Annotated in this window: 22 protein-coding genes and 1 tRNA gene; 13 read left to right on the top strand and 10 right to left on the bottom strand. The window is 74.8% G+C overall.

The annotated features are described in order from the left end of the window. Positions 1-14 precede the first annotated feature (14 nt). From ACI792_RS13565 to ACI792_RS13555, 3 genes are all read left to right on the top strand, one after another. Complete coding sequence (locus ACI792_RS13565; protein WP_456603048.1) at positions 15-980, top strand: alpha/beta fold hydrolase; 966 nt, start codon at positions 15-17, stop codon at positions 978-980. 159 nt (positions 981-1139) lie between these two features. Continuing rightward, complete coding sequence (locus ACI792_RS13560; protein WP_456603070.1) at positions 1140-2588, top strand: WS/DGAT/MGAT family O-acyltransferase; 1449 nt, start codon at positions 1140-1142, stop codon at positions 2586-2588. After that, positions 2585-3610 (top strand): NAD-dependent epimerase/dehydratase family protein, encoded by a 1026-nt coding sequence (locus tag ACI792_RS13555; RefSeq protein ID WP_456603047.1) that lies wholly within the window; start codon positions 2585-2587, stop codon positions 3608-3610. The genes ACI792_RS13560 and ACI792_RS13555 overlap by 4 nt, the downstream gene beginning before the upstream one ends. Here the strand turns inward: ACI792_RS13555 and ACI792_RS13550 are convergent. Continuing rightward, entirely contained in the window at positions 3591-4502 is a 912-nt protein-coding gene (locus tag ACI792_RS13550; protein WP_456603046.1) for an alpha/beta fold hydrolase, read from the bottom strand. The genes ACI792_RS13555 and ACI792_RS13550 overlap by 20 nt on opposite strands. 209 nt (positions 4503-4711) lie before the next feature. Between ACI792_RS13550 and ACI792_RS13545 the strand changes: the two genes are divergently transcribed. Continuing rightward, positions 4712-5515 carry an esterase/lipase family protein gene (locus ACI792_RS13545; RefSeq protein WP_456581907.1) on the top strand — a complete coding sequence of 268 codons (804 nt, stop codon included), beginning with the start codon at positions 4712-4714 and terminating at the stop codon, positions 5513-5515. A 17-nt stretch (positions 5516-5532) separates the two neighbouring features. Here ACI792_RS13545 and ACI792_RS13540 read toward each other — a convergent pair. The 3 genes from ACI792_RS13540 to ACI792_RS13530 form a co-directional block, all read right to left on the bottom strand. Next, positions 5533-5604, bottom strand: a tRNA-Val gene (locus ACI792_RS13540). An 88-nt stretch (positions 5605-5692) separates the two neighbouring features. After that, on the bottom strand, positions 5693-6154 hold the full coding sequence (locus ACI792_RS13535) for a peroxiredoxin (protein WP_456603045.1): 462 nt from the start codon (positions 6152-6154) through the stop codon (positions 5693-5695). Between the two features lie 15 nt (positions 6155-6169). Next, the gene (locus ACI792_RS13530; RefSeq protein WP_456581909.1) at positions 6170-6589 is read right to left on the bottom strand and encodes a DUF3052 domain-containing protein; all 420 of its coding nucleotides are present in this window, start codon (positions 6587-6589) and stop codon (positions 6170-6172) included. Positions 6590-7007: 418 nt separating this feature from the next. On the opposite strand from ACI792_RS13530, the gene aceE reads away from it, so the two are divergent. Then, positions 7008-9824, top strand: a complete 2817-nt coding sequence (gene aceE, locus ACI792_RS13525) for a pyruvate dehydrogenase (acetyl-transferring), homodimeric type (RefSeq protein WP_456603044.1) — start codon at positions 7008-7010, stop codon at positions 9822-9824. A 46-nt stretch (positions 9825-9870) separates the two neighbouring features. Here aceE and ACI792_RS13520 read toward each other — a convergent pair whose 3' ends face one another. Continuing rightward, positions 9871-11268, bottom strand: coding sequence for a GH1 family beta-glucosidase (locus tag ACI792_RS13520; RefSeq protein ID WP_456603043.1), 1398 nt, complete (start codon positions 11266-11268; stop codon positions 9871-9873). Positions 11269-11479: 211 nt separating this feature from the next. Here ACI792_RS13520 and ACI792_RS13515 point away from each other — a divergent pair, with 211 nt between their 5' ends. Then, positions 11480-12505, top strand: coding sequence for a LacI family DNA-binding transcriptional regulator (locus ACI792_RS13515; protein ID WP_456603042.1), 1026 nt, complete (start codon positions 11480-11482; stop codon positions 12503-12505). 10 nt (positions 12506-12515) lie between these two features. On the opposite strand, the gene ACI792_RS13510 is transcribed toward ACI792_RS13515, so the two are convergent. Continuing rightward, positions 12516-13718, bottom strand: coding sequence for a M20 metallopeptidase family protein (locus ACI792_RS13510; RefSeq protein WP_456603041.1), 1203 nt, complete (start codon positions 13716-13718; stop codon positions 12516-12518). Between the two features lie 11 nt (positions 13719-13729). Continuing rightward, positions 13730-14320, bottom strand: coding sequence for a pirin family protein (locus tag ACI792_RS13505; RefSeq protein ID WP_456603040.1), 591 nt, complete (start codon positions 14318-14320; stop codon positions 13730-13732). A gap of 44 nt (positions 14321-14364) precedes the next feature. Here ACI792_RS13505 and ACI792_RS13500 point away from each other — a divergent pair, with 44 nt between their 5' ends. From ACI792_RS13500 to ACI792_RS13475, 6 genes are all read left to right on the top strand, one after another. Further along, on the top strand, positions 14365-15543 hold the full coding sequence (locus ACI792_RS13500; protein ID WP_456581915.1) for a PucR family transcriptional regulator: 1179 nt from the start codon (positions 14365-14367) through the stop codon (positions 15541-15543). A 156-nt stretch (positions 15544-15699) separates the two neighbouring features. Then, entirely contained in the window at positions 15700-16902 is a 1203-nt protein-coding gene (locus tag ACI792_RS13495; protein WP_456603039.1) for an acyltransferase domain-containing protein, read from the top strand. Further along, the gene (locus ACI792_RS13490) at positions 16899-17867 is read left to right on the top strand and encodes a beta-ketoacyl-ACP synthase III (RefSeq protein WP_456603038.1); all 969 of its coding nucleotides are present in this window, start codon (positions 16899-16901) and stop codon (positions 17865-17867) included. The genes ACI792_RS13495 and ACI792_RS13490 overlap by 4 nt, the downstream gene beginning before the upstream one ends. A gap of 113 nt (positions 17868-17980) precedes the next feature. Continuing rightward, on the top strand, positions 17981-18223 hold the full coding sequence (locus tag ACI792_RS13485; RefSeq protein WP_456603037.1) for an acyl carrier protein: 243 nt from the start codon (positions 17981-17983) through the stop codon (positions 18221-18223). 87 nt (positions 18224-18310) lie between these two features. Next, positions 18311-19552: a beta-ketoacyl-[acyl-carrier-protein] synthase family protein gene (locus ACI792_RS13480; RefSeq protein ID WP_456603036.1), complete on the top strand. Its 1242-nt coding sequence runs from the start codon at positions 18311-18313 to the stop codon at positions 19550-19552. Positions 19553-19628: 76 nt separating this feature from the next. After that, on the top strand, positions 19629-21041 hold the full coding sequence (locus ACI792_RS13475; RefSeq protein WP_456603035.1) for an acyl-CoA carboxylase subunit beta: 1413 nt from the start codon (positions 19629-19631) through the stop codon (positions 21039-21041). Positions 21042-21150: 109 nt separating this feature from the next. Here ACI792_RS13475 and ACI792_RS13470 read toward each other — a convergent pair whose 3' ends face one another. Both ACI792_RS13470 and ACI792_RS13465 read right to left on the bottom strand, forming a co-directional pair. Beyond that, entirely contained in the window at positions 21151-21618 is a 468-nt protein-coding gene (locus tag ACI792_RS13470; protein ID WP_456603069.1) for a DUF3145 domain-containing protein, read from the bottom strand. A 356-nt stretch (positions 21619-21974) separates the two neighbouring features. Continuing rightward, positions 21975-22265, bottom strand: a complete 291-nt coding sequence (locus ACI792_RS13465) for a diguanylate cyclase domain-containing protein (protein WP_456603034.1) — start codon at positions 22263-22265, stop codon at positions 21975-21977. 125 nt (positions 22266-22390) lie between these two features. Here ACI792_RS13465 and ACI792_RS13460 point away from each other — a divergent pair, with 125 nt between their 5' ends. Beyond that, positions 22391-23284, top strand: a complete 894-nt coding sequence (locus ACI792_RS13460; protein ID WP_456603033.1) for a maleylpyruvate isomerase N-terminal domain-containing protein — start codon at positions 22391-22393, stop codon at positions 23282-23284. Here the strand turns inward: ACI792_RS13460 and ACI792_RS13455 are convergent. Beyond that, on the bottom strand, positions 23281-23949 hold the full coding sequence (locus ACI792_RS13455) for a TVP38/TMEM64 family protein (protein WP_456603032.1): 669 nt from the start codon (positions 23947-23949) through the stop codon (positions 23281-23283). The genes ACI792_RS13460 and ACI792_RS13455 overlap by 4 nt on opposite strands. Positions 23950-23978 lie beyond the last annotated feature (29 nt).

The following is a 23978-nucleotide window of genomic DNA, read 5'->3' as shown; positions in this document are numbered from 1 at the left end:
CCTGGGATGGCGCCGTGCCCGTCGACCCCCCGCTCCTGACCCTGCCCTCGCTCGACGGGCCGCCCCCACCGGGCTCGCGGACGGTGACCACCGACGACGGCGTGGACCTGCACGTCGAGTTCGACGGGAGGGAGGACGCCCCGCTCACCGTCGTCCTCTGCCACGGGTTCACGGCGCGGCTGGCCGAGTGGGAGCTGCAGCGCGCGGCGCTGCGGGACCGGGCGCGGCTGGTCCTCTGGGACCAGCGCGGCCACGGCCGCTCCGGCTGGACGCCGCTCAGCCGCGCCACCATCGACCGCACCGGCCGGGACCTCGGCCAGGTGCTGGACGCCGTCGTCCCGACCGGGCCGGTGGTGCTCGCCGGGCACTCGATGGGCGGGATGAGCATCCTGGCACTGGCCCGGCAGCGGCCGGAGCTGTTCGGCACCCGGGTGGTCGGCGCGTTCCTGCTCGCCACCTCCGCCGGCGGGCTGGCCGACACCGGGCTGACCGGGTTCCTGCTGAGGGTGCTGCGCCGGCTCCGGCTGCTGACCCTCTACCTCTGGCTGCTTCGGCTGATCGCCCCGTCGCTGGAGAAGCGGCGACGGCGGGGCACCTTCCTGGGCCGGCGGGCCATCCGGCGGCTGCTGTTCGGGCGGGACGACGCCGACCGCCACTCGGTCCGGATGGTGCAGCAGCTGCTCGAGGAGACGCCGCTCCCGGTGACGATGGCCTTCTACGCGACCTTCCTCGACCACGACGAGAGCGCGGCGCTGGAGGTGCTGCGCCGCATCCCCGTCACCGTGGTCGCGGCGACCCACGACCGGCTGACCCCGGCGGCGCACGGCCGGCGGATCGCCGAGGCCGTCGGGCCGGGCGCCGAGCTCGTCGTGGTCCCCGGGGCCGGGCACAGCGTCAACCTGACCCGCACGGCCGTGGTCGACCGCGCCTTCACCGACCTGCTCGACCGGGTGGACGTCGAGGGGCGCAAGGCCGGTTGACCCGCTCGAATCCGGGCATCGCAGGATGTGGTCGCCGCCACACCGCGGATTTGCGTGCACGGAGAGGCACACCTAGTTTCGGCGGCCACCGACCTGGACGTGCGAGGCCCTGGTCCGAGCAGAGCGACCGGGGCGGCGAGGAGTGAAGACGTGGACCGCATGAGTGCCCTCGACAGCGGGTTCTACTTCGCCGAGAGCGAGAACACCCCGATGCACGTGGGGTCGGTGGCGGTGTTCGAAGGCCCGGCCCCCACCTACGGAGACGTCGTCCGACTGCTGCTGAGCAAGCTCCCGCTGGTCCCGCGCTACCGGCAGCGCGTGCGCCAGGTGCCACTGCAGCTCGGCCGCCCGATGTGGGTCGACGACCCGCACTTCCAGATCCTGTACCACGTCCGGCACACCGCGGTGCCCTCCCCCGGCGGGGACGAGCAGCTGCGCAACCTCGCCGGCCGGGTCCTCGGCCAGCGCCTGGACATGGCCAAGCCGCTCTGGGAGCTGTGGCTCGTGGAGGGGCTGGCCGACGGGCGGTGGGCGCTGATCTCCAAGGTGCACCACTGCATGGTCGACGGCATCGCCGGCACCGACCTGATGCAGCTGATGTTCGACCTCGACCCCGACGCCACCCACGCCGAGCCGCGCGACTGGACGCCGCGGCGGGACCCGTCGTCGGCCGCGCTGGTGGCGGGGGCGGTCACGGAGGCGGCGACCGCCCCGCTGCGCACCCTCACCGGCCTGCCGAGCGTCGCCACCGCCGTCCGCAACGCGCGCGGCCTCACCCAGACCGGCCGCACGCTGGCCCGCACGGTGCCCTCGCTGGCCAAGCAGGCGATCACCCCCACCGCCCGGTCGCTGAACGGGCCCATCGGCCCGCACCGGCGCTGGGCGTGGACGCAGGGCAGCCTCGCGGAGTTCAAGGAGGTGCGCACGGCGCTGGGCGGCACGGTGAACGACGTCATCCTCACCGCGATCACCAAGGGGTTCCGCGACCTCCTCCAGGGCCGCGGTGAGCTGTCCTCCGAGAACCTCGTGGTGCGCACGATGGTCCCGGTGTCGGTCCGCTCGGCGAGCCGGCGCGGCTCGCTGGACAACCAGGTCTCGTGCGTCTTCGTCGACCTGCCCGTCGGCGACCCCGACCCCGCGTCCCGGCTGCGGAGCATCCGTGGCCAGATGGACGAGTACAAGCGGGCGATGCAGGCCGTGGACGTGCCGTCGATCATCGCGATGGGCGACTACGTGGCTCCCAGCCTGCTCTCCCTCGGCGTGCGGGCTGGCATGCAGGCCGGCCAGATGTGGTGCCAGGCCGTGACCACGAACGTGCCGGGCCCGCGGGTTCCGCTGTACGTGCTGGGCAAGCGCATGTGCTCGGCGCACGCCTACGTGCCGATCGCCGGTGGCATCCGCTGCTCCATCGGGATCTTCAGCTACCTGGACACGATGACCTTCGGCCTCAACGCCGACTTCGACGCCTTCCCCGACGTCGACGTCCTCTCCGGCGGGATCCGCCGGGGCATCGAGGAGCTGCTCGAGCTCGCCCGCGCCGCGGCGGCGACTCCCCCGGTGGACCAGCCCACCGGCGGGAAGGCCACGACCTCGGCAGCCGCGCGGTGAGCCCTGGCAGGAAGCGCGCCCGCGAGAGCGGGCTGACCGTCGCCGTCACCGGCCCGACGGGCACCTTCGGCGCCGGGCTGGTCCCGCTGCTCCAGGACGACGACCGCGTCGACTCGGTCATCGGGATCGCCCGCCGGCCGTTCGACCCGGCGGAGCGCGGCTGGACGAAGATGCGGTACCGGCAGGGCGACGTGCGTGACCCCGAGGCGCTGCGCCAGGCCTTCGCCGGGGCCGACGTCGTCGTCCACCTGGCCTTCCTCATCACCGGCAACGCCTCCCGCGAGACGACCCGGTCCATCAACGTCGACGGCACGCTCAACGTGTTCCGCGCGGCGGCAGCGGTCGGCGCGCGGCGGTTCGTCTACGCCTCCTCGGTGGCCGCGTACGGGTTCCACCGGGACAACCCGGAGCTGATCTCCGAGGAGTGGCCGGTGCGCCCGGCGGCCCGGCTGTTCTACGCGCAGGAGAAGGCGGAGCTCGAGCGCCTGCTCGAGGAGGAGTCCGCGGTCGCGCCCGACCTGGGCCTGTACCTGCTCCGCCCACCCGTCGTGCTCGGCCCGCAGGCGGTCGGCGCCAAGGACGTGCTGCCCGGCCCGTTCGCCCTCGTCGGGCGCCGGCTCTTCGGCCGGCCGCGGCGGCTGCCAGTGCCCGTGCCGCTGCTCGTGCCGCAGCACCCGCTGCAGTTCGTGCACCAGGACGACGTCGGGCAGGCGCTGCTGCTGTGCGTGCTCGGCGCCGGCCCGCCCGGTGCCTACAACATCGCCGGCGAAGGCGTGGTCACCGCGGCCGACGTCGCCCGGGAGTTCGGCGCGCTCGCCATCCCGCTGCCCGCCGCGCCGGCGCAGGCCGCCGCCCGGGCGATGTCCCGGCTGCCGTTCCTGCCGCCGGTGGCGGAGTGGATCGAGGCGGCCAGCCGGCCGGCGATCATGGACACCACCCGGGCCCGCGAGGAGCTCGGGTGGCGACCGCGCTACACCGGGCTGGAGGCGCTGCGCGACACGCTCAGGCCCGGGAGCCGGTGAGCTGGGCGTCCCGCATCCAGGCGCGCAGCTCGGCGACCAGCCGCTCGGGCTCCTGCAGCTGCGGGACGTGGCCCACGCCGGTCCACTCGGCGTAGCGCCACGCGGGGTGCCGGCGGGCGAGGTCGCGCGCGGCCTCCACGGGGACCAGCCGGTCGCGGTCGCCGTGGACCAGCAGCACGGGGACGTCGATCGAGGCCATCGCGGCCCGGTAGCGACGCGGATCGGCGAGCACGCGCAGCAGTGAGCGGGCCGCGGCGAGGAACGCGCGGTCCATGCCCTGGACGTCGCGCCGCTCCTCCAGCAGGGTCACCGACCGGTCGATGACGTCCGACGGCATGCGGCGCGGGTCGACGCCGACGAGCTCCAGCATCTCGTGCACGCGGGCCAGCGCCGAGGTCCGCTGCCGCCGCCACCACAGGAAGCGCTCCCCGACGAAGGGGACCGCGTACAGCGCGAACATGACGGCCACCCGGGGATCGAGCGCCCGCCGCGACCCCGGGAGGGCGGGGTCGAGCAGCACCAGCCCGCGCACCGCTTCCGGCTGCTCCCCCGTCGCGAGGATCGAGATCATGCCGCCCATCGAGTTGCCCACCAGCACCGCCGGCTCGCCCACCACCTCGGTGAGGAACCGGTGCAGGACGGCGACGTTGGCCGGCACGCTGGTCTTCCGCCCGCCCGGCTCGCTGCGCCCGAACCCGGGCAGGTCCAGCGCGAGCACGCGACCGTGCTCCCGCAGCGCCGGCGCGACGAGGTCCCAGTTCAGGTGCGAGCCGCCCAGCCCGTGCACCAGCACGACCGGCGGCCCGTCGTCCGGACCACCGAAGTCCAGGTAGTGCACCGGACCTCCGAGGTCCACCGTGCGGCTCTGCCCGGGCATCGCGTCCTCGGCCATCCTGCCTCCCTCTCGTCGTCCGTACGGTGGCACGAGGTGCCAGCGGGCGCAGCACCGCCCCGTCGCCGCCGTGGACGGAACGCGAACGTGCGCTATGGCGCAGGACACAGTTCGGCAACATGTGCCCGCGCGTATCCGGCCGACAGGTGTGAGCCAGGCCGCATCTTGGTACGGCCCATCCACGAACGGACGGCACCAGGAGGAACGACGTGGCACGACTGCAGGGTGACGGTCCGGCACTCCCGCTGTACCTGAGCGAGCCCACCAGGGCCTTCGCGGACTACGGCCTCTACCTGGCGGCCCGTCCGCTGACCCAGCGGCTGCCCAAGGGCGACGGCCACCCGGTGCTGGTCCTGCCGGGCCTGCTCGCCGACGACACCTCGACGCGTGTGCTGCGGGCGACGCTCCGGCGGCTGGACTACCGGGTGCACGGCTGGGGCCTGGGCCGCAACATCGGCCCGACCGCGATCTGCGTGAACGGCCTGCGCGACCGGCTCGACTACCTGCACAACCGCTACCGCCGCGAGGTGACGCTCATCGGCTGGAGCCTGGGCGGCATCTTCGCCCGCGACCTCGCCCGCCAGTGCCCCGACGCGGTGCGCCAGGTGATCACGCTGGGCAGCCCGTTCCGCATCGAGCGGCACACCCAGACCCGCGCCTCGAAGGCCTTCGACCGCTACGCGCACCTGCACGTGGAGCAGCGGCAGTTCCCGCTGGAGACCGAGGGGTGCCCATTGCCCGTGCCGGCGACGTCGATCTACTCGCACTTCGACGGCATCGTGCACTGGCAGACCTGCCTGAACACGCCGGGCGAGCGCTGCGAGAACATCGCCGTCATGGCCAGCCACCTCGGCATCGGCCACCACCCGGCGGCGCTCTGGGCGATCGCCGACCGGCTGGCGCAGCGCGAGGGCGAGTGGGCCCCGTTCAAGGCACCGGCGTTCCTGCGGCCGGCCTTCCCGAAGCCCGCCGAGCCCGCGGCGCCCGGCCCGGTCGACGTCGCCGCCGCCTGACCGGGCGACGGCACGGGTGGGCGCGACAGGGTTCGAACCTGCGACCGCTCGGTTGTAAGCCGAGAGCTCTACCGCTGAGCTACACGCCCCGCGCGCCAAGCTTAAGGACCCCGCTGCCCCCCACCACTCGCACGCTCGCGGCGGGTTCCTGCAGCGGGGCCACCCGGGCGCCCGGCTTCAGGCCGCGAGCGCGGCGACGGCGTCCTTCCAGCCGGACTGCTCGCGCGCGTCGCCGGGGCCGTTCACCTCGGCGAACGCGATCGCACCCTCGGCGTCCACCAGGAAGGTGCCGCGCACGGCCATGCCCGCCTTCTCGTTGAAGACGCCGTAGGCCTTCGCGACCTCGCCGTGGGGCCAGAAGTCCGAGAGCAGCGTGAACTCGAGGTTCTCCTGCGCCTTGAACGCCTTGAGGCTGAAGACCGGGTCGGTGCTGATGGCCAGCACCGTCACGCCCGCGTCGGTGTAGTTCGTCAGCTCGTCACGCAGCTGGCAGAGCTCGCCGGTGCAGATGCCGGAGAAGGCGAACGGGTAGAAGACCAGCAGCACGGGGGTGCCCCGCAGTTCCGCGAGGGACACGACCTGCTTGTCCTGGTCGGGCAGGCTGAACTCGGGGGCGCGATCGCCGACGGAGAGGCTCATGCCGGTGATCGTGCCTCAGCGGCGGCTGCGGGCTGCCTTCGGGGTGACCAGCCGGATCCCCGACCAGTCCTTCGCCGCGGAGATGCTGGTGGTCTGCGAGAGGCCCGCCGTGGGCGCGACCTCGGTGACGTCGCCCGGCTCGACGTGCCCGGGCCGGCCCGACTTCGGGACCAGCAGCCAGACGACGCCCTCGTCGGCCAGGGAGGTCAGCGCGTCGGTGAGGGCGTCGAACAGGTCGCCGTCGTCCTCGCGCCACCAGAGCACGACGACGTCGGCGACCTCGTCGGTGTCCTCGTCCACCATCTCGCTGCCGGAAGCCTCGACGATCGAGTCGCGCAGGTCCTCGTCGGCGTCCTCGCTCCAGCCGAGCTCCTGCACGACCATGCCCGGCTTGATGCCCAACCGGGCCGCCATGCCGGTGCTGTCGACGCTCATCCCTGCTGCTCCTCCATGGGTCGGCCTGCTGCTGGCCTGGTGTGGGGTGGACGGTGCCCGGCCGGGCCGGTGACCGCGCGGGAGCGCGTCACGGGCGGACCGGGCGGGCGACGGACGGACACGCGGCGGAGATCGACACGACCAGCGGGAGAACCACCCGCACCCCGGTCATGTCACCCCTCTCGCTGTCGTCGATGCGCCCGCCACCCGGCCCTCGTGGGCGGGTGTCCGGACGGTGCCGTCTCGTCGAGGCACCGCAGGCGGAAGCGTAGGGCATAGCGGGCGGGGCGCAAGCCTGCGTGCACCGGGCGCACCGGGCGCACCGGGGCGTTGCCGGGGCGTGTCCGTCCGACACGACTTCACCGGTACATCGCGCCGCGACGTGACGAGGGCGACGTCGTCGGGAGACGATGTGTCCATGAGCGCACCGCAGCAGCCGGACGGCGACCCCGCCCGCGCAGGACAGACCCGCGCGGTCATCACCGACGGGCTCCCCAGCCAGCTGGTCGACACCGACCCCGACGAGACGCAGGAGTGGCTGGAGTCCCTCGACGCCGTCGTCGACCACGCCGGCCGCAACCGGGCGAGGTACCTGATGCTCCGCATGCTGCAGCGCAGCCGCGAGCAGCAGGTGGGCGTGCCGGCCCTGCGCAGCACCGACTACATCAACACGATCCCGCCGGAGCAGGAGCCGTGGTTCCCCGGCGACGAGGACGCCGAGCGGCGCATCCGCGCCTACATCCGGTGGAACGCCGCGATCATGGTCCACCGCGCGCAGCGCCCGGGGATCGGCGTCGGCGGGCACATCTCCTCCTACGCCAGCTCCGCCTCCCTCTACGAGGTGGGGTTCAACCACTTCTTCCGCGGCAAGGACCACCCCGGCGGCGGTGACCAGATCTGGTTCCAGGGGCACGCCTCCCCCGGCATCTACGCCCGCGCTTTCCTCGAGGGCCGGCTGACCGAGGACCAGCTCGACGGCTTCCGCCAGGAGGTCAGCCACCCCGGCGGCGGGCTGTCGTCCTACCCGCACCCGCGGCTGATGCCGGAGTTCTGGGAGTTCCCCACCGTCTCCATGGGACTCGGCCCGCTGAACGCGATCTACCAGGCCCGGTTCAACCGGTACCTGCACGCGCGCGGCATCAAGGACACCTCCGACCAGCACGTCTGGGCCTTCCTCGGCGACGGCGAGATGGACGAGCCGGAGTCGCTCGGCGTCATCGGCCTGGCCGCCCGCGAGGAGCTGGACAACCTCACCTTCGTCGTCAACTGCAACCTGCAGCGCCTCGACGGGCCGGTGCGCGGCAACGGCAAGGTGATCCAGGAGCTGGAGTCGTTCTTCCGCGGCGCCGGCTGGAACGTGGTCAAGGTGATCTGGGGCCGGGAGTGGGACCCGCTGCTGGCCGCCGACCGGGACGGCGCGCTGGTCAACCTCATGAACTCCACGCCCGACGGCGACTACCAGACCTACAAGGCCGAGGACGGCGCCTTCGTCCGCGAGCACTTCTTCGGCCGGGACGCCCGCACCCGCAAGCTCGTGGAGAGCATGAGCGACAAGGAGATCTGGGGCCTCTCGCGCGGGGGGCACGACTACCGCAAGGTGTACGCGGCGTTCAAGGCGGCGGTGGAGCACAAGGGCCAGCCGACGGTCATCCTGGCCAAGACCATCAAGGGCTGGACCCTGGGCAGCCACTTCGAGGGCCGCAACTCCACCCACCAGATGAAGAAGCTGACGGCCGAGGACCTCGCCGCCTTCCGCGACCGGCTCTACCTGGACATCCCCGACTCGGCGCTGGACAAGACCCTGCCGCCCTACTACAAGCCCGACCCGGACTCCGACGAGATGCAGTACATGCTCGAGCGGCGCCGGGCCCTGGGCGGGGCCGTGCCGCGCCGCCGCTCGGAGTTCAAGACGCTCAAGGCGCCCGAGGACAAGGCCCTCGACGTCCTGCGCCGCGGCTCGGGCAAGCAGGAGGTGGCGACGACGATGGCGTTCGTCCGCCTGCTCAAGGAGCTGCTCAAGGACTCCGAGCTCGGCCCGCGGTTCGTGCCGATCATCCCGGACGAGGCCCGCACCTTCGGGATGGACTCCCTCTTCCCGACGCAGAAGATCTACAACCCGGCCGGCCAGCGCTACACCTCGGTGGACCGGGAGCTGATGCTCACCTACAAGGAGTCCGAGCAGGGGCAGATCCTGCACGAGGGCATCAACGAGGCCGGCTCGACGGCGTCGTTCACGGCCGTGGGCACCTCGTACGCCACGCACGGCGAGCCGATGATCCCGATCTACATCTTCTACTCGATGTTCGGGTTCCAGCGGACCGCCGACTCGATCTGGGCCGCCGCCGACCAGATGACCCGCGGCTTCCTCCTGGGCGCCACGGCCGGGCGGACGACGCTCAACGGCGAGGGCCTCCAGCACGAGGACGGCCACTCGCTGCTGATGGCGCAGACCAACCCCGCGGTGGTGAGCTACGACCCCGCGTTCTCCTACGAGGTCGCGCACATCACCCGGGACGCGCTGGCCCGCATGTACGGCGAGGACCCGGGCGCGCCGCTGGGCGGCTCCCGCTCCCCCGACGTCATGTACTACCTGACGGTCTACAACGAGCCGTTCAACCAGCCGGCCGAGCCCGAGGAGCTCGACGTGCAGGGCCTGCTGGCGGGCATGTACCGCTACGCCGAGGGCCCGCGGGCCGAGGACGGCGCGGCCGGCGAGGTCAAGGCGCAGCTGCTCGCCTCCGGCGTCGCCGTGCCGTGGGCGCTGCGGGCCCAGGAGCTCCTCGCGCAGGACTGGGGGGTGAGCGCCGACGTCTGGTCGGTGACCTCGTGGAACGAGCTGCGCCGCCAGGCCGACGAGTGCGAGGAGCACAACCTCCTGCACCCGGAGGAGGAGCCGCGGACGCCCTACGTCACCCAGCGGCTGCAGGAGACCGTGGGTCCGGTCGTGGCGGTGTCGGACTGGATGCGGGCGGTACCCGACCTCATCGCGCCGTACGTGCCCGGGGGCATGGCGACGCTCGGCACCGACGGGTTCGGGCTCTCCGACACCCGCCCGGCGCTGCGGCGGCACTTCCACGTCGACGCCGAGTCGATCGTGGTGCGCACGCTCGCCTCGCTGGCCGACGAGGGGCAGGTCGACCGGGCGAAGGTGCGCGAGGCCGTGGAGAAGTACCGGATCCGGGACGTGCAGGCCGCCCCGGCCGACGAGCGGTCGGACCCCAGCCCGGCGACCTGAGGAAGTGGCCGGGGAGCGGGGCCCGTCGCGGGCCCCGCTCCCCGTCTCAGCCCTGCTCGCGGTGGCGTCGGATGACGTCGGCGTAGACGCGGCCGCTGTCCTTCACGGTGCGCCGCTGGGTCTCGTAGTCGACGTGGACGAGCCCGAACCGCTGGGCGTAGCCCCGGGCCCACTCGTAGTTGTCCAGCAGCGACCAGGCGAAGTAGCCGCGGACGTCGACGCCGTCGTCCACGGCCGCCCGCACCGCGGCGAGGTGGCGGACCAGGTAGTCGATGCGCTCGGGGTCGTGCACCCCGCCGTCCTCGGCCACCTCGTCCGCCCACGCCGAGCCGTTCTCGGTGATGACCAGCGGCAGGCCGGGCGCCCGCTCCCCGATCCACCGCAGCAGCCGGGTGAACGCCTCGGGGCTCACGCCCCAGCCCATGGACGTCGTCGGCCCCTCGGGGTCGAGCTCGACGACGCCCTCGCCGCCGATGAAGGACGTCGGATCCTCCGGGTCCCGGACGCCGACCTCGACCGTGGACTCGAAGTAGTAGTTCACGCCGAGCCAGTCCAGCGGCGCGGCGATGGTCTCCAGGTCGCCGTCCTCCACCGGGAGCGGCGCGCCGGCCCCGGCGAGGTCGGCGACGACGTCCTCGGGGTACGCGCCGGTGACCACCGGCAGGAGGAACATCCGGTTCTGCTGCCCGTCCAGCCTCCGCGCGGCGTCGACGTCCTCGGGCCGGTCGCTCGCCGGCGTCATCGGCGTGAAGTTCAGCGTGATCCCCAGGCTCTCGGCGCCCTGGTCGCGCAGCACGCGGCTGGCCAGGCCGTGCCCGAGCAGCAGGTGGTGGGTGGCCCGCGCGGCGGCCACCGGGTCGCGCTGCCCCGGCGCGTGCTGGCCGGACATGTGGCCCAGCAGCGCGCTGCACATCGGCTCGTTGAGCGTGGACCAGTGCCGCACCCGGTCGCCCAGCGCGTCGTGCACGATCCCCGCGTAGTCGGCGAAGCGGGCGGCGGTGTCGCGCGCCGCCCAGCCGCCCTGGTCCTGCAGCGCCTGCGGGAGGTCCCAGTGGTAGAGCGTCAGCCAGGGGTCCACGCCGTTCTCGAGCAGCTCGTCGACCAGCCGGCGGTAGAAGTCCAGCCCCCGCTGCTCGATCCGACCCGCGCCCTCGGGCAGCACGCGCGACCACGCGACCGAGAACCGGTAGGCCGAGAGCCCGAGCTCGACCATCAGCGCGACGTCCTCGGGGTAGCGGGTGTAGTGCTCGGCGGCGACGTCGCCGGTGTGCCCCTGGAAGGTGCGGCCGGGGGTGTGGCTGAACGTGTCCCAGATGGAGAGGCCGCGGCCGTCGGCCTGCACCGCGCCCTCGATCTGGTAGGCGGCCGTGGCGGCGCCGAAGGAGAACCCGGGCGGGAAGACCAGCCCGGAGGCCAGTTCCGGTCGGAGGTCGGTCGAGGACATGGGCGCGCTGCTCCTTGGCGGGTCGGTCGGTCCGGGGCGCTGGTCGGCGGCGTGCACCCCGATGCGGTGAGAACGTTCTCACACCCGCCGCGCCCACGCCCGGCCCGGACGGGCGGTCCACGCCGCGGACCTCGTGCGGGGATCGATCCGGCACTACGGTGACCACCCGGCGGCCGGCGCGGGCGCCACCGGGAACCGCCGAGGAGGTGCCATGACCACCGATGCGCGGCCGGCGAGCCCCACGCTGCACGAGGTCGCCGAGCTGGCGGGGGTCTCCCGGGCGACCGTCTCGCGGGTGATCAACGACTCCCCGCGCGTCAGCCCGGAGGCCCGCCGGGCCGTGGAGGCCGCCGTCGAGACGCTGCGCTACGTGCCGAACCGGGCGGCCCGCAGCCTGGTCACCCGGCGCACCGACACGATCGCCCTGGTCCTGTCGGAGTCCGACACCCAGGTGTTCTCCGACCCGTTCTTCGCCAGCATCGTCCGGGGGCTCTCCGGCCGGCTGGCCGACACCGAGCTGAACCTCGTGCTGCTGGCCGCCCGCGGGGAGCGGGAGCAGGCGAAGATCGGCCGGTACGTGCGGCAGGGGCACGTCGACGGCGTGATCCTCATGTCGCTGCACCGCGACGACACGCTGCCCGACATCCTGGCCACGGCCCACGTCCCGGTGGTGCTGTCCGGGCGCCCGCTGGACGGCCGCGCCATGGCCTACGTCGACGCCGACAACGCCGGTGGGGCCGCCGCCGCCACCCGGCACCTGCTCGGGCTGGGCCGCGGCCGCGTCGCGACGATCACCGGGCCGATGGACATGGTCGCCGGGCTGGACCGGCTCGCCGGCTACCGGGCCGCGCTCGCCGAGGCCGGCCGCGCCGGGGCGCCGGAGCTCGTCGCGGAGGGCGATTTCACCGAGGCCGGCGGCCGGCGCGCCATGACCCGGCTGCTGGCCGACGCCCCCGACCTGGATGCCGTGTTCGTCGCCTCCGACCCGATGGCCTGCGGTGCGCTCCAGGCGCTGCGGGCAGCCGGCCGGAAGGTGCCCGAGGACGTCGCCGTGGTCGGCTTCGACGACGCGGCGGTGGCGGCGACCTGCGACCCGCCGCTGACCACCGTCGCGCAGCCGCTGGACGAGATGACCGCGGCGCTGGTCGACCTGCTGCTGGGGCAGATCGAGTCGGGCGAGGGCGCCGGGGAGAGCCGGCTGTGCGCGACCTCGCTGGTCCGGCGCGCGTCGGCCTGAGCGCGGCCCCTCAGCCGGACAGGGCCTGGAAAGCCATCTGCGCGTAGAGGGCGACGCCGGCCGGCAGCGGCTCCTCGTCGAAGACGACCAGGTTGGAGTGGTTGGGCGGGGCCGTGGCGGGGTCCACACCGTGCGGGCGGGCGCCGAGCCACGCCATCACGCCGGGCACCCGCTGCAGCACGTAGGAGAAGTCCTCGGCGCCCATCAGCGGGGCGGGCATCAGCACCGCGGCCTCCCGGCCGAGCAGCTCGGCGGCCGTCGTCAGCACGCGGGCGGCCATGCCCGGGTCGTTCATCGTCACCGGGTAGCCCTCGGCGTGCTCCCAGTGCAGCTCGAGCTCGTGCGCGGCGGCCACGTGGGTGGCGATCCGCTGCACCGAGGCGACGACGTCGGCCCGCCGCTCGGCCGAGAGGGTCCTGATCGTCCCCTCCAGGTAGGCGGTGTCGGGGATGACGTTGTTCGTGGAGCCCGCCTCGATGTGGGCGACGGTCACGACCGCCGGGTCGAAGACGTCGACGCGACGGGTGACCATCGACTGCAGGGCCAGCACGATCTCGGCCGCCACGGGGATCGGGTCGGCCGCCGCGTGCGGCTCGGAGGCGTGCCCGCCGCGCCCGCGGAGCGTCATGCGCCACTGGTCGGCCGCCGCCATCACCGGGCCGGGCCGGAGGTTCACCGTCCCGCTGGGCAGGGTCGAGGAGACGTGCAGCGCGAACGCGCCGCTGACCGGCGCCTCGGGGACGACCTCGAGCAGGCCCTCGTCCAGCATGTAGCGCGCGCCGTGGAACCCCTCCTCCCCGGGCTGCGCCATGAAGACGACCTGGCCGGCCAGCTCCTCCCGGTGGGCCGAGAGCACCCGCGCCGCGCCGACCAGCATCGCGACGTGGGTGTCGTGGCCGCAGGCGTGCATGACGCCGGGCACCTCGGACGCGAACGACAGGGCGCTGTCCTCGTGCACCGGAAGGGCGTCCATGTCGCCGCGCAGCAGGAAGGTCGGCCCCGGGCGGGCGCCGCGCAGCACGCCGACCACCGAGCTGGTCGTGGTGCCGGTGGTCACCTCCAGCGGCAGCTCGGCGAACGCCTCCAGGACCGCCGCCTGCGTCCGGGGCAGGTGCAGCCCGATCTCCGGGTGCCGGTGCAGCTGCCGGCGCAGCTCGATCGTGCGGTCGGCGTCGGAGTACGCCGCGGCGAGCAGGTCGGAGGGACTCGGCATGCCCCCCACTCTCACACGGCCCAGGCCGGCCGGGCGGCGTCGACCTGCCAGACGACGACCGCCGCGGGCTCGGCCACCCGCACCGGACCGTCGCCCCAGCGCGCCACCTCGGTACCCGCGACCAGCACGAGCCCCGGCGGCACCGCGAGCTCCTCCCCCGGCACCGCGTGCCCGACCCACAACCGCGCGTCGCGCCGGCCCAGGTCGACCGCGCCCGCGGCCGACCGGTGCACCGCGTGCGCGGCGGGCTCCGCGGGAGCGGCGCTGCGCAGGTAGCACTGCAGCACCCGGGCCCCCTGCGCGCCGGCCACCTCGTCGTGGGCCAGCCCGTCACCGGCGCGGAGCACCGCGACGTCGCCGGCGGTGACGGTGACCCCGGCGCCCCACCGGTGGTGCAGCGCCCCGGCCAGGACGACGGCGACGACGTCGACGGCGCGGTGCTCGTGCCGGCCGTAGCCCTGCCCGGATCCCAGCCGGTCGTCGGCGATCCGCAGCAGCGGGCCCAGCGAGCCGTCGTCGGGGGCGAGCACCACGCGGGAGTCCGGGCCGGCGGGCGCGCCGTCCCCACCGCCCCGGAGGGCACCGACCGGGGGAACGTCCACGGCCTCACTCTCCCCGATCCGGACGGGCGTGACACGCTGACCCGGTGAGCCGGGTGAGCAACCACCCGCCGAGCGACGCGACGCTCCGGCGGCTGGAGCGGGCGTCGGGGTCGTTGGCCACGCAGGCCGTCGCCCGGATGGACGAGGACCTGCCCTGGTTCCGCGCCATGCCGGCCGACCAGCGCTCGTGGGTCACCCTCGTGGCCCAGGCCGGGATCGCCTCCCTCGTCGAGTGGTGCCGCAGCCCCGGCCGGCCGCCGCGGCTCACCGGCGAGGTGTTCGGCGCCGCGCCCCGCGAGCTGGTCCGGGCGGTGGCCCTGAAGCAGACGGTCGACCTGATCAAGGTCACCGTGGAGGTGATGGAGGAACGCGTCACCTCCGTCGCCGAGCCCGGGGACGAGGAGACCCTGCGGCTGGCCGTGCTGCAGTTCAGCCGCGAGGTCGCGTTCGCCACCGCGCACGTCTACGCGAGCTTCGCCGAGAGCCGGGGCGCCTGGGACGCGCGGCTGGAGGCTCTCGTCGTCGACGCGCTGGTGCGGGGCGAGCGTTCGGAGGAGCTCTCCGGGCGGGCCGCGGCGCTGGGCTGGGCCGCGGGCACCCCGGCGCTCGTCGTGGTCGGGGCGACGCCCACCGGAGGCGAGGACCCGCACGGGGCCGTGCGCCGGGCCGCCCGCAGCCTGCACTGCGACGTGCTGGTCGGGGTGCACGCCGACCAGCTGGTGGTCGTCCTGGGCGGCACCGGCGACCTCGACGCGGCGGCCGATCGGGTCGCCGACGAGTGCGGCGACGGGCCCGTGGTCACCGGCCCGGTCGTGGACGGCCTGGGGCGCGCCGCCGTCTCCGCCGCGGCGGCGCTCGCCGGGCTCCGGGCCGCGGGCGCGTGGCCGGAGGCGCCGCGCCCGGTGGCGGCCGACGCCCTGCTCGCCGAGCGCGCGCTCGCCGGCGACCCGCTGGCCCGGACGGCGCTGCACGACCACGTGGCCGCGCCGCTGCGCGCCGCGGGTGGCGGGGTGCTGGAGACGGTCCGGGCCGTGCTGAGCACCGGCGGCAACCTGGAGGCGAGCGCGCGGGCGATCTTCGTGCACCCCAACACCGTCCGGTACCGGCTGCGCCGCGCGGCCGAGCTGACCGGGCTCTCCGCGACCGACCCGCGGGGCAGCTGGACGCTCCAGGTGGCCCTCGCGCTCGCCGCCCTGGACCGCGACCGCTCCCTCTGGCACTGAGCGCGACACCGGGCCCGCACGTCCGGTTCCCACCACAGGCGAGCCCTCCGACCCGCCGTATTGCCGCGTGTGTTGGAGGGTTCCCACAAAGAACGGCCGTGGGCTTTTGCCCCCGTCGCCGCGCGGGGAAGCGGTGATCACTGGCACGGTGGAGAGGTGCTCGCCGTCCTCGCCCCGGGTCAGGGTGCGCAGAAGCCCGGGATGCTGACCGACTGGCTCGACCTCCCCGGCGCCGAACCGTTCTTCCGCTGGGCCGGTGCCATCGCCGGTGCCGACCTGCTGTCGCTCGGCACGACCGGGGACGCCGAGGCGATCAAGGACACCGCGGTCACCCAGCCGCTCGTCGTCGCGATGAGCCTGTTCGTCGCCCGCGAGCTGGGCGGGCTGCCCGGCCCGGTGTCGCACACCCCGCACACCGGCCGCGACGTCGTCATCGCCGGGCACAGCGTCGGGGAGCTCACCGCCGCTGCGCTCGCCGGCGTGCTGAGCGTCGAGGCGGCGATCGCGCTGACCGCCGTCCGCGGCCGGGCCATGGCCGCGGCGTGCGCGCAGACGCCCACCGGCATGTCCGCCGTCCTGGGCGGCGACCCCGACGAGGTCCTGGCCGCCCTGGAGCGGCACGGTCTGACCCCGGCCAACATGAACGGCGCCGGGCAGGTCGTCGCCGCCGGCCCCGTCGACGGGCTGGCCGCGCTGAAGGCGGAGCCGCCGGCCAAGGCGCGCATCATGCCCCTCCCGGTGGCGGGCGCCTTCCACACCGCCTACATGGCCCCGGCGCGCGAGGAGCTCGAAGGGCTGGTCGGCGGCCTCCGCCCGGCCGACCCGAGCCGGCTGCTGCTCTCCAACGCCGACGGCGCCGCCGTCGACTCCGGCGCCGGGGTGCTGGCCCGCCTGGTCAGCCAGGTGACCAGCCCGGTGCGCTTCGACTCCTGCCTGGCCACGATGCGCGACCTCGGCGTCACCGCCGTCCTGGAGCTGCCGCCGGCCGGGGCCCTCGCCGGGCTGGCCAAGCGCGAGTGGAAGGGCGCCGGCATCGAGGTGCTCGCCGTCAGCTCGCCGGCCGATCTCGACCGCGCCCGGGAGCTGATCGCGGCCGAGCGCGGCCGGGCCGAGGCCGAGCACCTGCCCGACTGGCGCATGGTCGTCGCCCCGGCCCGCGGGACCGTGAGCCCCGCCGAGATCGCGGAGGGCACCCACCTCCCCGCGGGCACCCCGCTCGGCTGCATCCGCGGCCGGCGGGAGGAGGTCAACGTCTCCGCCGGCTACGACGGCGTGCTCGCCGAGTGGCTGGTGCACGACGGGGATCTCGTCGACGCCGGCGACCCGATCGCCCGGCTCTACCCGGAGGTGACCACGTGACCAGGCTGAAGCTGTCCCAGGGCGCCGCGGGCGCCCGGATCGTGGGGTTCGGGAGCTACCGCCCGCGGCGGCGGGTGACCAACGACGACCTCGCCCAGCGCATGGACACCAACGACGAGTGGATCCAGGCGCGGGTCGGCATCGCGGAGCGCCGGTGGGCCGAGCCCGACGAGACGCTGGTGGAGATGTCGGTCGCGGCCGGCGGCAAGGCCCTGGCCGCCAGCGGGTACGACGCCGGCGACATCGACCTGGTGCTGCTCGCGACCACCAGCCCGCCCAAGGCCATCCCGGGCCTCGCGCCGCGGATCGCCCACCAGCTGGGCGTCCCCCGCCCGGGTGCCTTCGACGTCAACGCCGGCTGCGCCGGGTGGTGCTACGCGCTCAGCGCCGCGGCCGACGCCATCCGCAGCGGCACCGCGCGCAACGCCCTGGTCATCGGTGGGGAGCGGCTCACCGACTACACCAACCTCGAGGACCGGGCGACGGCGGTCATCTTCGCCGATGGCGCAGGCGCCGCGGTGGTCACCGCGTCGGACGAGCCGGCCATCGGCCCGGCGGTGTGGGGCAGTGACGGCGACCTGCACGAGGCGATCGCCATCCCTCCGGACGAGACCGGCATGAGCATGGCCGGACAGGCCGTCTACCGCTGGGCGACGACGAAGCTCACCGACACCCTCGTCGAGGCGATGCGCCGGGCCGGCGTCGGGCCCGAGGACATCGACGTCTTCGCGCCGCACCAGGCCAACCTGCGGATCATCGAGCTGATGGCCAAGCGGCTCAAGCTCCCCGAGCGGACCGTCATCGCCCGCGACATCGTGCGCTCGGGCAACACCTCGTCGGCCTCCGTGCCGCTGGCGTTGGCGGCGCTCATGGAGAGCGGCGAGGCGAAGAGCGGTGATCTGGCCCTGCTCCTGGGGTACGGAGCCGGTCTGACCTTCGCCGGTCAGGTCGTCGTCCTGCCGTGAGCTCAGCGGCCGGGAGCCCCACCGCTCCCCCCAGATCCCCGGGACACCCGTCCCGGACGTCGACGGCACCCCGCCCCGGGGTCGCCGTCCCATCCGAGAGAGAGGACCCCGCGTTGGCAAGCAGCCAGGAGATCCAGGCCGGACTCGCCGAGATCCTCGAGGAGGTGGCCGGCGTGACCCCTGCCGACGCCACCCCGGAGAAGTCCTTCACCGAGGACCTCGACGTCGACTCCCTGTCGATGGTCGAGATCGCCACCGCCGTCGAGGACAAGTTCGGCGTCGCCATCCCCGACGACCAGCTCGCCAACATCAAGACCGTCGGCGACGCCATCAGCTTCATCGAGAGCAACCAGTAGAAGGACCCCCTGCCCCCACCACTCGCACGCTCGCGGCGGGGCCCTGCAGGGGGCCTCGCCGCGAGCACCCGTACGAGGAGACATCCCATGAGCCCGTCCACCACCGACGTCGTCGTCACCGGCCTCGGGGCCACCACGCCCCTCGGCGGGGACGTGACCGGCACCTGGGACGCCCTGCTCGCCGGCCGCTCGGGCGTCAGCCGGATCACCGAGGAGTGGGTGCAGGAGTTCCCGGCCCAGCTGGTCGCCCGCCTCGCGATCGACCCCGCTGAGCAGATCGACCGCGTCCGCGCCCGCCGCCTGGACCGGAGCCAGCAGGTGGCGGTCGTCGCCGCCGAGCAGGCGTGGGCGGAGTCCGGCGCAGCGGACTCGGGGGTCGCCCCCGAGCGGATCGCCGTGGTCTTCGGCACCGGCATCGGCGGCGCGCTGACGCTGCTCGGGCAGGACGACGTGCTCGAGCAGAAGGGACCCAAGCGGGTCTCGCCCTTCACCATCCCGATGCTGATGCCCAACGGCCCGGCGGCGGCCGTCGGCCTGGCCATCGGCGCCAAGGGCGGGGTGCACGCCCCCGTGAGCGCCTGCGCTTCCGGCGCGGAGGCCATCCGCTGGGGCCTGGACCTGCTGCGCTTCGACCGCGCGGACATCGTCCTCGTCGGCGGCGCCGAGGCCTGCGTCCACCCGCTCCCCATGGCCGGGTTCGCCGCGATGCGCGCCATGTCCACCCGCAACGACGAGCCCGAGCGCGCTTCCCGGCCGTTCGACAAGGGCCGCGACGGCTTCGTGCTCGGCGAGGGCGCGGCCGCGCTGGTCCTGGAGCGGGCCGACTCCGCCGCCGCCCGCGGCGCCCGGGTGCACGCCCGGCTCGCCGGCGCCGGCGCCACCGCCGACGGCTACGACCTCGTCGCCCCCCACCCCGAGGGCGAGGGCGCCGGCCGGGCGATCACCGCCGCGTTGCGCGACGCCGGCCTCTCCCCCACCGACATCGGGCACGTCAACGCCCACGCGACCTCCACCCCGGTCGGCGACACCGCGGAGGCCGCCGCCATCCACTCGTCGCTGGGCGAGCACGTGCTGGTCAGCGCCACCAAGAGCCAGACCGGTCACCTGCTGGGCGCCGCCGGCGCGCTGGAGGCGGTGTTCACCATCCTCGCGCTGCGCGAGCAGGTGGTCCCGGCGACGGCGAACCTCGACGACCCCGACGACGACGCTGCCGTCCAGGCCCTCGACATCGTGCGCCGTGAGCCGCGCAAGGCCCAGCTGAACGCGGCGGTCAACGACTCGTTCGGCTTCGGCGGTCACAACATCGCGCTGGTCTTCACCACCGCCTGACGAAGGACCCCGTCCCCTCACCCTTCGCAGGCTCCGGGCGAGCCTCCGGACGGGGCCACATGACCCGGAGGTACCCGTGACGACAGTCCAGGCAGCGCCCGCCGTGACCGCGCCCGACCCCCGCGACCCGGAGGACCGGCTGCGGCGGTTCTTCGACGAGGGCTCCCTGCAGCTGCTCGGCACCCACGACACCTCCGGGGTGCTGGCGGGCCGCGGCACGGTGCAGGGCAGCCCCGCCATCGCCTTCTGCACCGACGCCACGGTGATGGGCGGGGCGATGGGCATCGACGGCTGCCGGCACATCGTCGACGCGATCGATGCCGCCCTGCGGGAGCGGGTGCCGGTCATCGGCATCTGGCACTCCGGCGGGGCGCGCCTGGCCGAGGGCGTGACCGCCCTGCACGCGGTCGGCGAGGTGTTCGCGGCGATGGTCCGGGCGTCGGGCCGCATCCCGCAGATCTCGGTGGTGCTGGGCCCGGCCGCCGGTGGGGCCGCCTACGGGCCGGCGCTCACCGACCTGGTGATCATGGGGCCGGCCGGCCGGGTGTTCGTGACCGGGCCCGAGGTGGTTCGGTCGGTCACCGGCGAGAACGTCGACATGGAGAGCCTGGGCGGCCCCGACACCCACGGGCGGCGGAGCGGCGTCGTGCACGTGGTCACCGACTCCGAGCCCGCAGCGCTGGAGACGGCACGGCTGGCCGTCGACCTGCTGGCCGCGCAGGGCAGCTTCGCCCCGGCCGCGGACCAGACGGGCACCGACCTGGGCGCGCTGCTGCCCGAGCAGACCAACCGCGCCTACGACGTGAAGCCGCTGGTCTCCTCGATCCTGGACGAGCCGGGGCTGGAGCTGCACCCGCGGTTCGCGCCCAACGTGGTCACCACGCTCGGCCGGCTGGCCGGGCGCACCGTCGGCGTGGTCGCCAACAACCCGCTCCGCCTGGGCGGCTGCCTGGACTCGGCGTCGGCAGAGAAGGCGGCTCGGTTCGTGCGCATGTGCGACGCCTTCGGCGTCCCGCTGGTGGTGCTGGTCGACGTCCCGGGCTACCTGCCCGGCGTCGGGCAGGAGTGGGACGGCGTCGTGCGCCGGGGGGCCAAGCTGCTGCACGCGTTCGCCGAGGCGGTGGTCCCCCGCGTCACCCTGGTGACCCGCAAGTCCTACGGCGGCGCCTACATCGCGATGAACTCCCGCTCCCTGGGCGCGACCGCGGTGTTCGCATGGCCCGGGGCCGAGGTCGCCGTCATGGGCGCCAAGGCGGCCGTCGGCATCCTCCACCGCAAGAAGCTGGCCGCGGCGCCTCCCGGCGAGCGCGAGGCGCTGCACGCCCAGCTGGCCGAGGAGCACGAGCGGATCGCCGGTGGGGTCAACCGGGCGCTTCAGATCGGCGTCGTCGACGAGGTCGTCGAGCCGGTGCGCACCCGGCAGCGGCTCGTCGAGGCGCTCGCCGCCGCCCCGCACGGCCGCGGGGCCCACGGCAACATCCCGCTCTGACGTGGAAAGGCCGTCCCGGCGCCGCTTCCCCGACGGCGCCCGGACGGCCCGCTCCAGGCTACGACGACTCCCCGACCAGGCCGGGAGTGTCGTGCCCCGATCGTGACCTTCAGACCACCTGGTGGAGCCAGGTCACCGGGCTGCCGTCGCCGGCGTGCCGGTAGACCTCCAGGTCGGCGTCCCAGGCCGCGCCCAGCAGCTCGTCCACCCCGTGCCGGAAGGCCTCGATGGAGGTCGCCGTGGCCGCCAGGTGCCGCAGCTGCTGCTCGGTGACGATGAGGTCGCCGTTCGCGCTGGTGGGCGCGCGGAAGACCCCGTGGCCCGGCACGTAGGACATGCGCTCGCCGTCGTTGCCGTGGCTGGCTTCCTCGGTGACCTCGAAGCGCAGCATCGGCCACGCGCGCAGCGCAGCCACGAGCTTGGCGCCGGTACCGGGCGAACCCGTCCACGCCACTTCGGCACGGTATGCACCGTGCGCCGCAGGCTGCTCAGCCCACGACAGGGAGACCGGCGCGCCGACGACGCGTTCCAGCGCCCACTCGACATGCTGGCAGAGCGCCTTCGGGCACGAGTGCACGAAGACGACACCCTGGGTTGACCGTCGCTGCACCGGGCACCTCCATCGACTCGATCGGTCTCGTCTTCCCCTACGGACCCATCGATTCGGTGACGCGCCGTTATCGGCAGTGGCGGAGCAGGGCTCCCGCGACAAGTCTGCACGATGGAGGCCCCATCGCGCCAGCCCGGCTGTGACTCCTGGGACGCAGGTGGCATCGCTGCATCAGATCGGCGCCTTGTTGCTGGTCAGCGGCCAATACCATCTGTGACCGAGCACGTCCAGCCATGTCAGCGTATTCACAGGTCCACGCGCTCGGCGGGCGCCGTGCCGGTCGGCTCGCCCTCTGCTCCGCGCCCAGGTGGTCGACCCTCCGATCACTGAGCGTAGTTGCTCGGTGGGACGCGGGCGCCGCGTTCACGGCCTGCGACCAGCCGATCCGGTCGGGCGATCGTTGACTCTGCGTGGCGACTGGGCGACACGGCGTGGACGGACGAGGGTCCGGCGTCCAGCACGGCGGGCTCGTCGCCGCCCAGCCGGGCCACGGTGTCGGCCTCGCGCACGGCGCCGGCGAGCGCCGTCGCCACCGCGGAGAGCGGGACGTCGCCGGCCGCGGGGCCCTCCCGGTAGGCCGCCGGCGCGGGGAGCCCGCGCGCCGGCTCCGCCACAGCCGCCGACCCCGAGAGTCCTCCCGAGCCCGCCGGCGGTGCCTGGCGCCGTCATCCTCGTGCGCGTGACCGGGGCCACGATCGGCGATGCCTGCACCGCGCGACGTGCGGGTAGGGCCTGCGCCGTGGGCGCGCACCAGGGCATGGCCGAGGCCGGTCGGGACGTCGTCGCCGGCATGGTGCTGGAGGCGTGGGACGTCTTCCTGGCCCAGGCGGAGTCGGTGGACCTCGACCGCTCCTCACGCCTGCCGGGGTGGCGGGCGCACGAGATCTGCGTGCACCTGGGCTGCTGGGACGACCACGCCGCCCTGCGCGACCTCGTCGCCTCGGCGCGGGCCGGCGCGACCGGGACGCCGCCTGACCCGGACGCGGTGAACGCGCGGGTGACCGCAGCCCACCGCGGCGCCTCGCGGGAGGAGGTGCTGGCCGCGGTGCGCCGCAACCGCGAGGCGACCGCCCGGTACCTGGCCGAGGAGCCCGTGGAGCTCGACACCGCGCCCGCGGTCTCCGTCGTCGGCCGGCTGCCGCTGCTCAGCGTCGTCCTCGGCCAGGCGTACGAGCTCGCCGTCCACGGGCTGGACCTGGTCTCCTGCGGCGCGGAACCGCCGCCCACCTCGGTGCTGCAGTCGGGGCTGGCGGCGCTGACGGACGTCACCGGCGCCCTCGCGGCCTCGACCGGCATCTCCGGGCGGGTCAGCCTGGTCACGCCCGACGGCGGCTGGGGGTTCACCTCGGCGGGCGGCGGGTGGGAGGTGCGCCGGGTGCCGGCCGGGGTCGTCGAGGGGCCGGCCGTCGAGGCCGCCGCCGCCCTTCTGCTCGATGCCGCGTCCGGGCGGGTCAACCCCGTCCCGGCGGCGGCCCGCCGCAGGCTGAAGGTGCACGACGTGCCGGGCCTGCTGCAGCTGGCGCCGATCGTGCAGCAGGTGCCGGGCATCCCGGGCGGACCGATCCTGCAGCTGGCCGCCCGCACCGTCGGTGGCGCCGGCGGCGTGCTCGGGCGGCTGTTCGGCCGCGGTTAGGCGTTGCCGCGCGCGGGCCGCGTCGTCCGGCCCCGGCACCACCAGGCGGTGCCGGCAGCGAGCGCGACGAGGGCGCAGACGGTGCCCGGGACGACGACGGAAGCGCCCAGGTGGGCCAGGAGCACGCCGGCCGAGGCGCCGACGCCGACCTGCAGCACCGTGCTCGGGACCAGCCCCACGGCCGTGGCGGCCACGAAGGGCACCAGCTGGACACCCGCCAGGCCGGCCCCGTAGTTGACGCCGACGAAGGGCACGACCGGCACCAGCCGGGTGACCAGCACCGCAGCGAACGAGCGCCCCGCGACCAACCGGTCCAGGCGCGGCCCGGCCAGCCGGGCGACGGCCGGGCGCCCCAGCCCACGGGCGAGCCCGAACGCCAGGACGGCGGCGAGCAGCCCGCCGGCGAACGCCACGGCCAGCCCCGCCGCCAGCCCGAAGACCGCGCCGAGCAGGGCCGAGACGACCGACCGCGGCACCGGCGCCAGCAGCACGAGCGCCACGGCGCCCACCAGCACCGGCCAGGCGGCGACGCCGGCGCCCGCCACGGCCGCCCGCAGGTGGTCCGCCGACGGCAGGTCCAGCGTCAGCGCCGCTGTCGCACCGCCGACCAGCAGGACGCCGAGGACGGCTGCCCGCAGCCAGGTCCGATCCACCGCCGTCCGCACGCCCCGATCCTGCCGCACGGGGCGCGCGG

This window comes from Blastococcus sp. SYSU DS0669 (assembly GCF_054050895.1).
Note: the sequence above shows the minus strand (reverse complement) of the source record. Positions and strands in the feature narration are given on the sequence as shown.

What these genes read in the sequence shown, in the direction of transcription:
- ACI792_RS13560 (WP_456603070.1), top strand. Translation starts at nt 1,140, where the DNA reads ATGAGTGCCCTCGACAGCGGGTTCTACTTCGCCGAGAGCGAGAACACC.
- ACI792_RS13550 (WP_456603046.1), bottom strand. Translation starts at nt 4,502, where the DNA reads ATGGCCGAGGACGCGATGCCCGGGCAGAGCCGCACGGTGGACCTCGGA.
- ACI792_RS13535 (WP_456603045.1), bottom strand. Translation starts at nt 6,154, where the DNA reads ATGAGCCTCTCCGTCGGCGATCGCGCCCCCGAGTTCAGCCTGCCCGAC.
- ACI792_RS13530 (WP_456581909.1), bottom strand. Translation starts at nt 6,589, where the DNA reads ATGAGCGTCGACAGCACCGGCATGGCGGCCCGGTTGGGCATCAAGCCG.
- aceE (WP_456603044.1), top strand. Translation starts at nt 7,008, where the DNA reads ATGAGCGCACCGCAGCAGCCGGACGGCGACCCCGCCCGCGCAGGACAG.
- ACI792_RS13520 (WP_456603043.1), bottom strand. Translation starts at nt 11,268, where the DNA reads ATGTCCTCGACCGACCTCCGACCGGAACTGGCCTCCGGGCTGGTCTTC.
- ACI792_RS13515 (WP_456603042.1), top strand. Translation starts at nt 11,480, where the DNA reads ATGACCACCGATGCGCGGCCGGCGAGCCCCACGCTGCACGAGGTCGCC.
- ACI792_RS13510 (WP_456603041.1), bottom strand. Translation starts at nt 13,718, where the DNA reads ATGCCGAGTCCCTCCGACCTGCTCGCCGCGGCGTACTCCGACGCCGAC.
- ACI792_RS13480 (WP_456603036.1), top strand. Translation starts at nt 18,311, where the DNA reads ATGAGCCCGTCCACCACCGACGTCGTCGTCACCGGCCTCGGGGCCACC.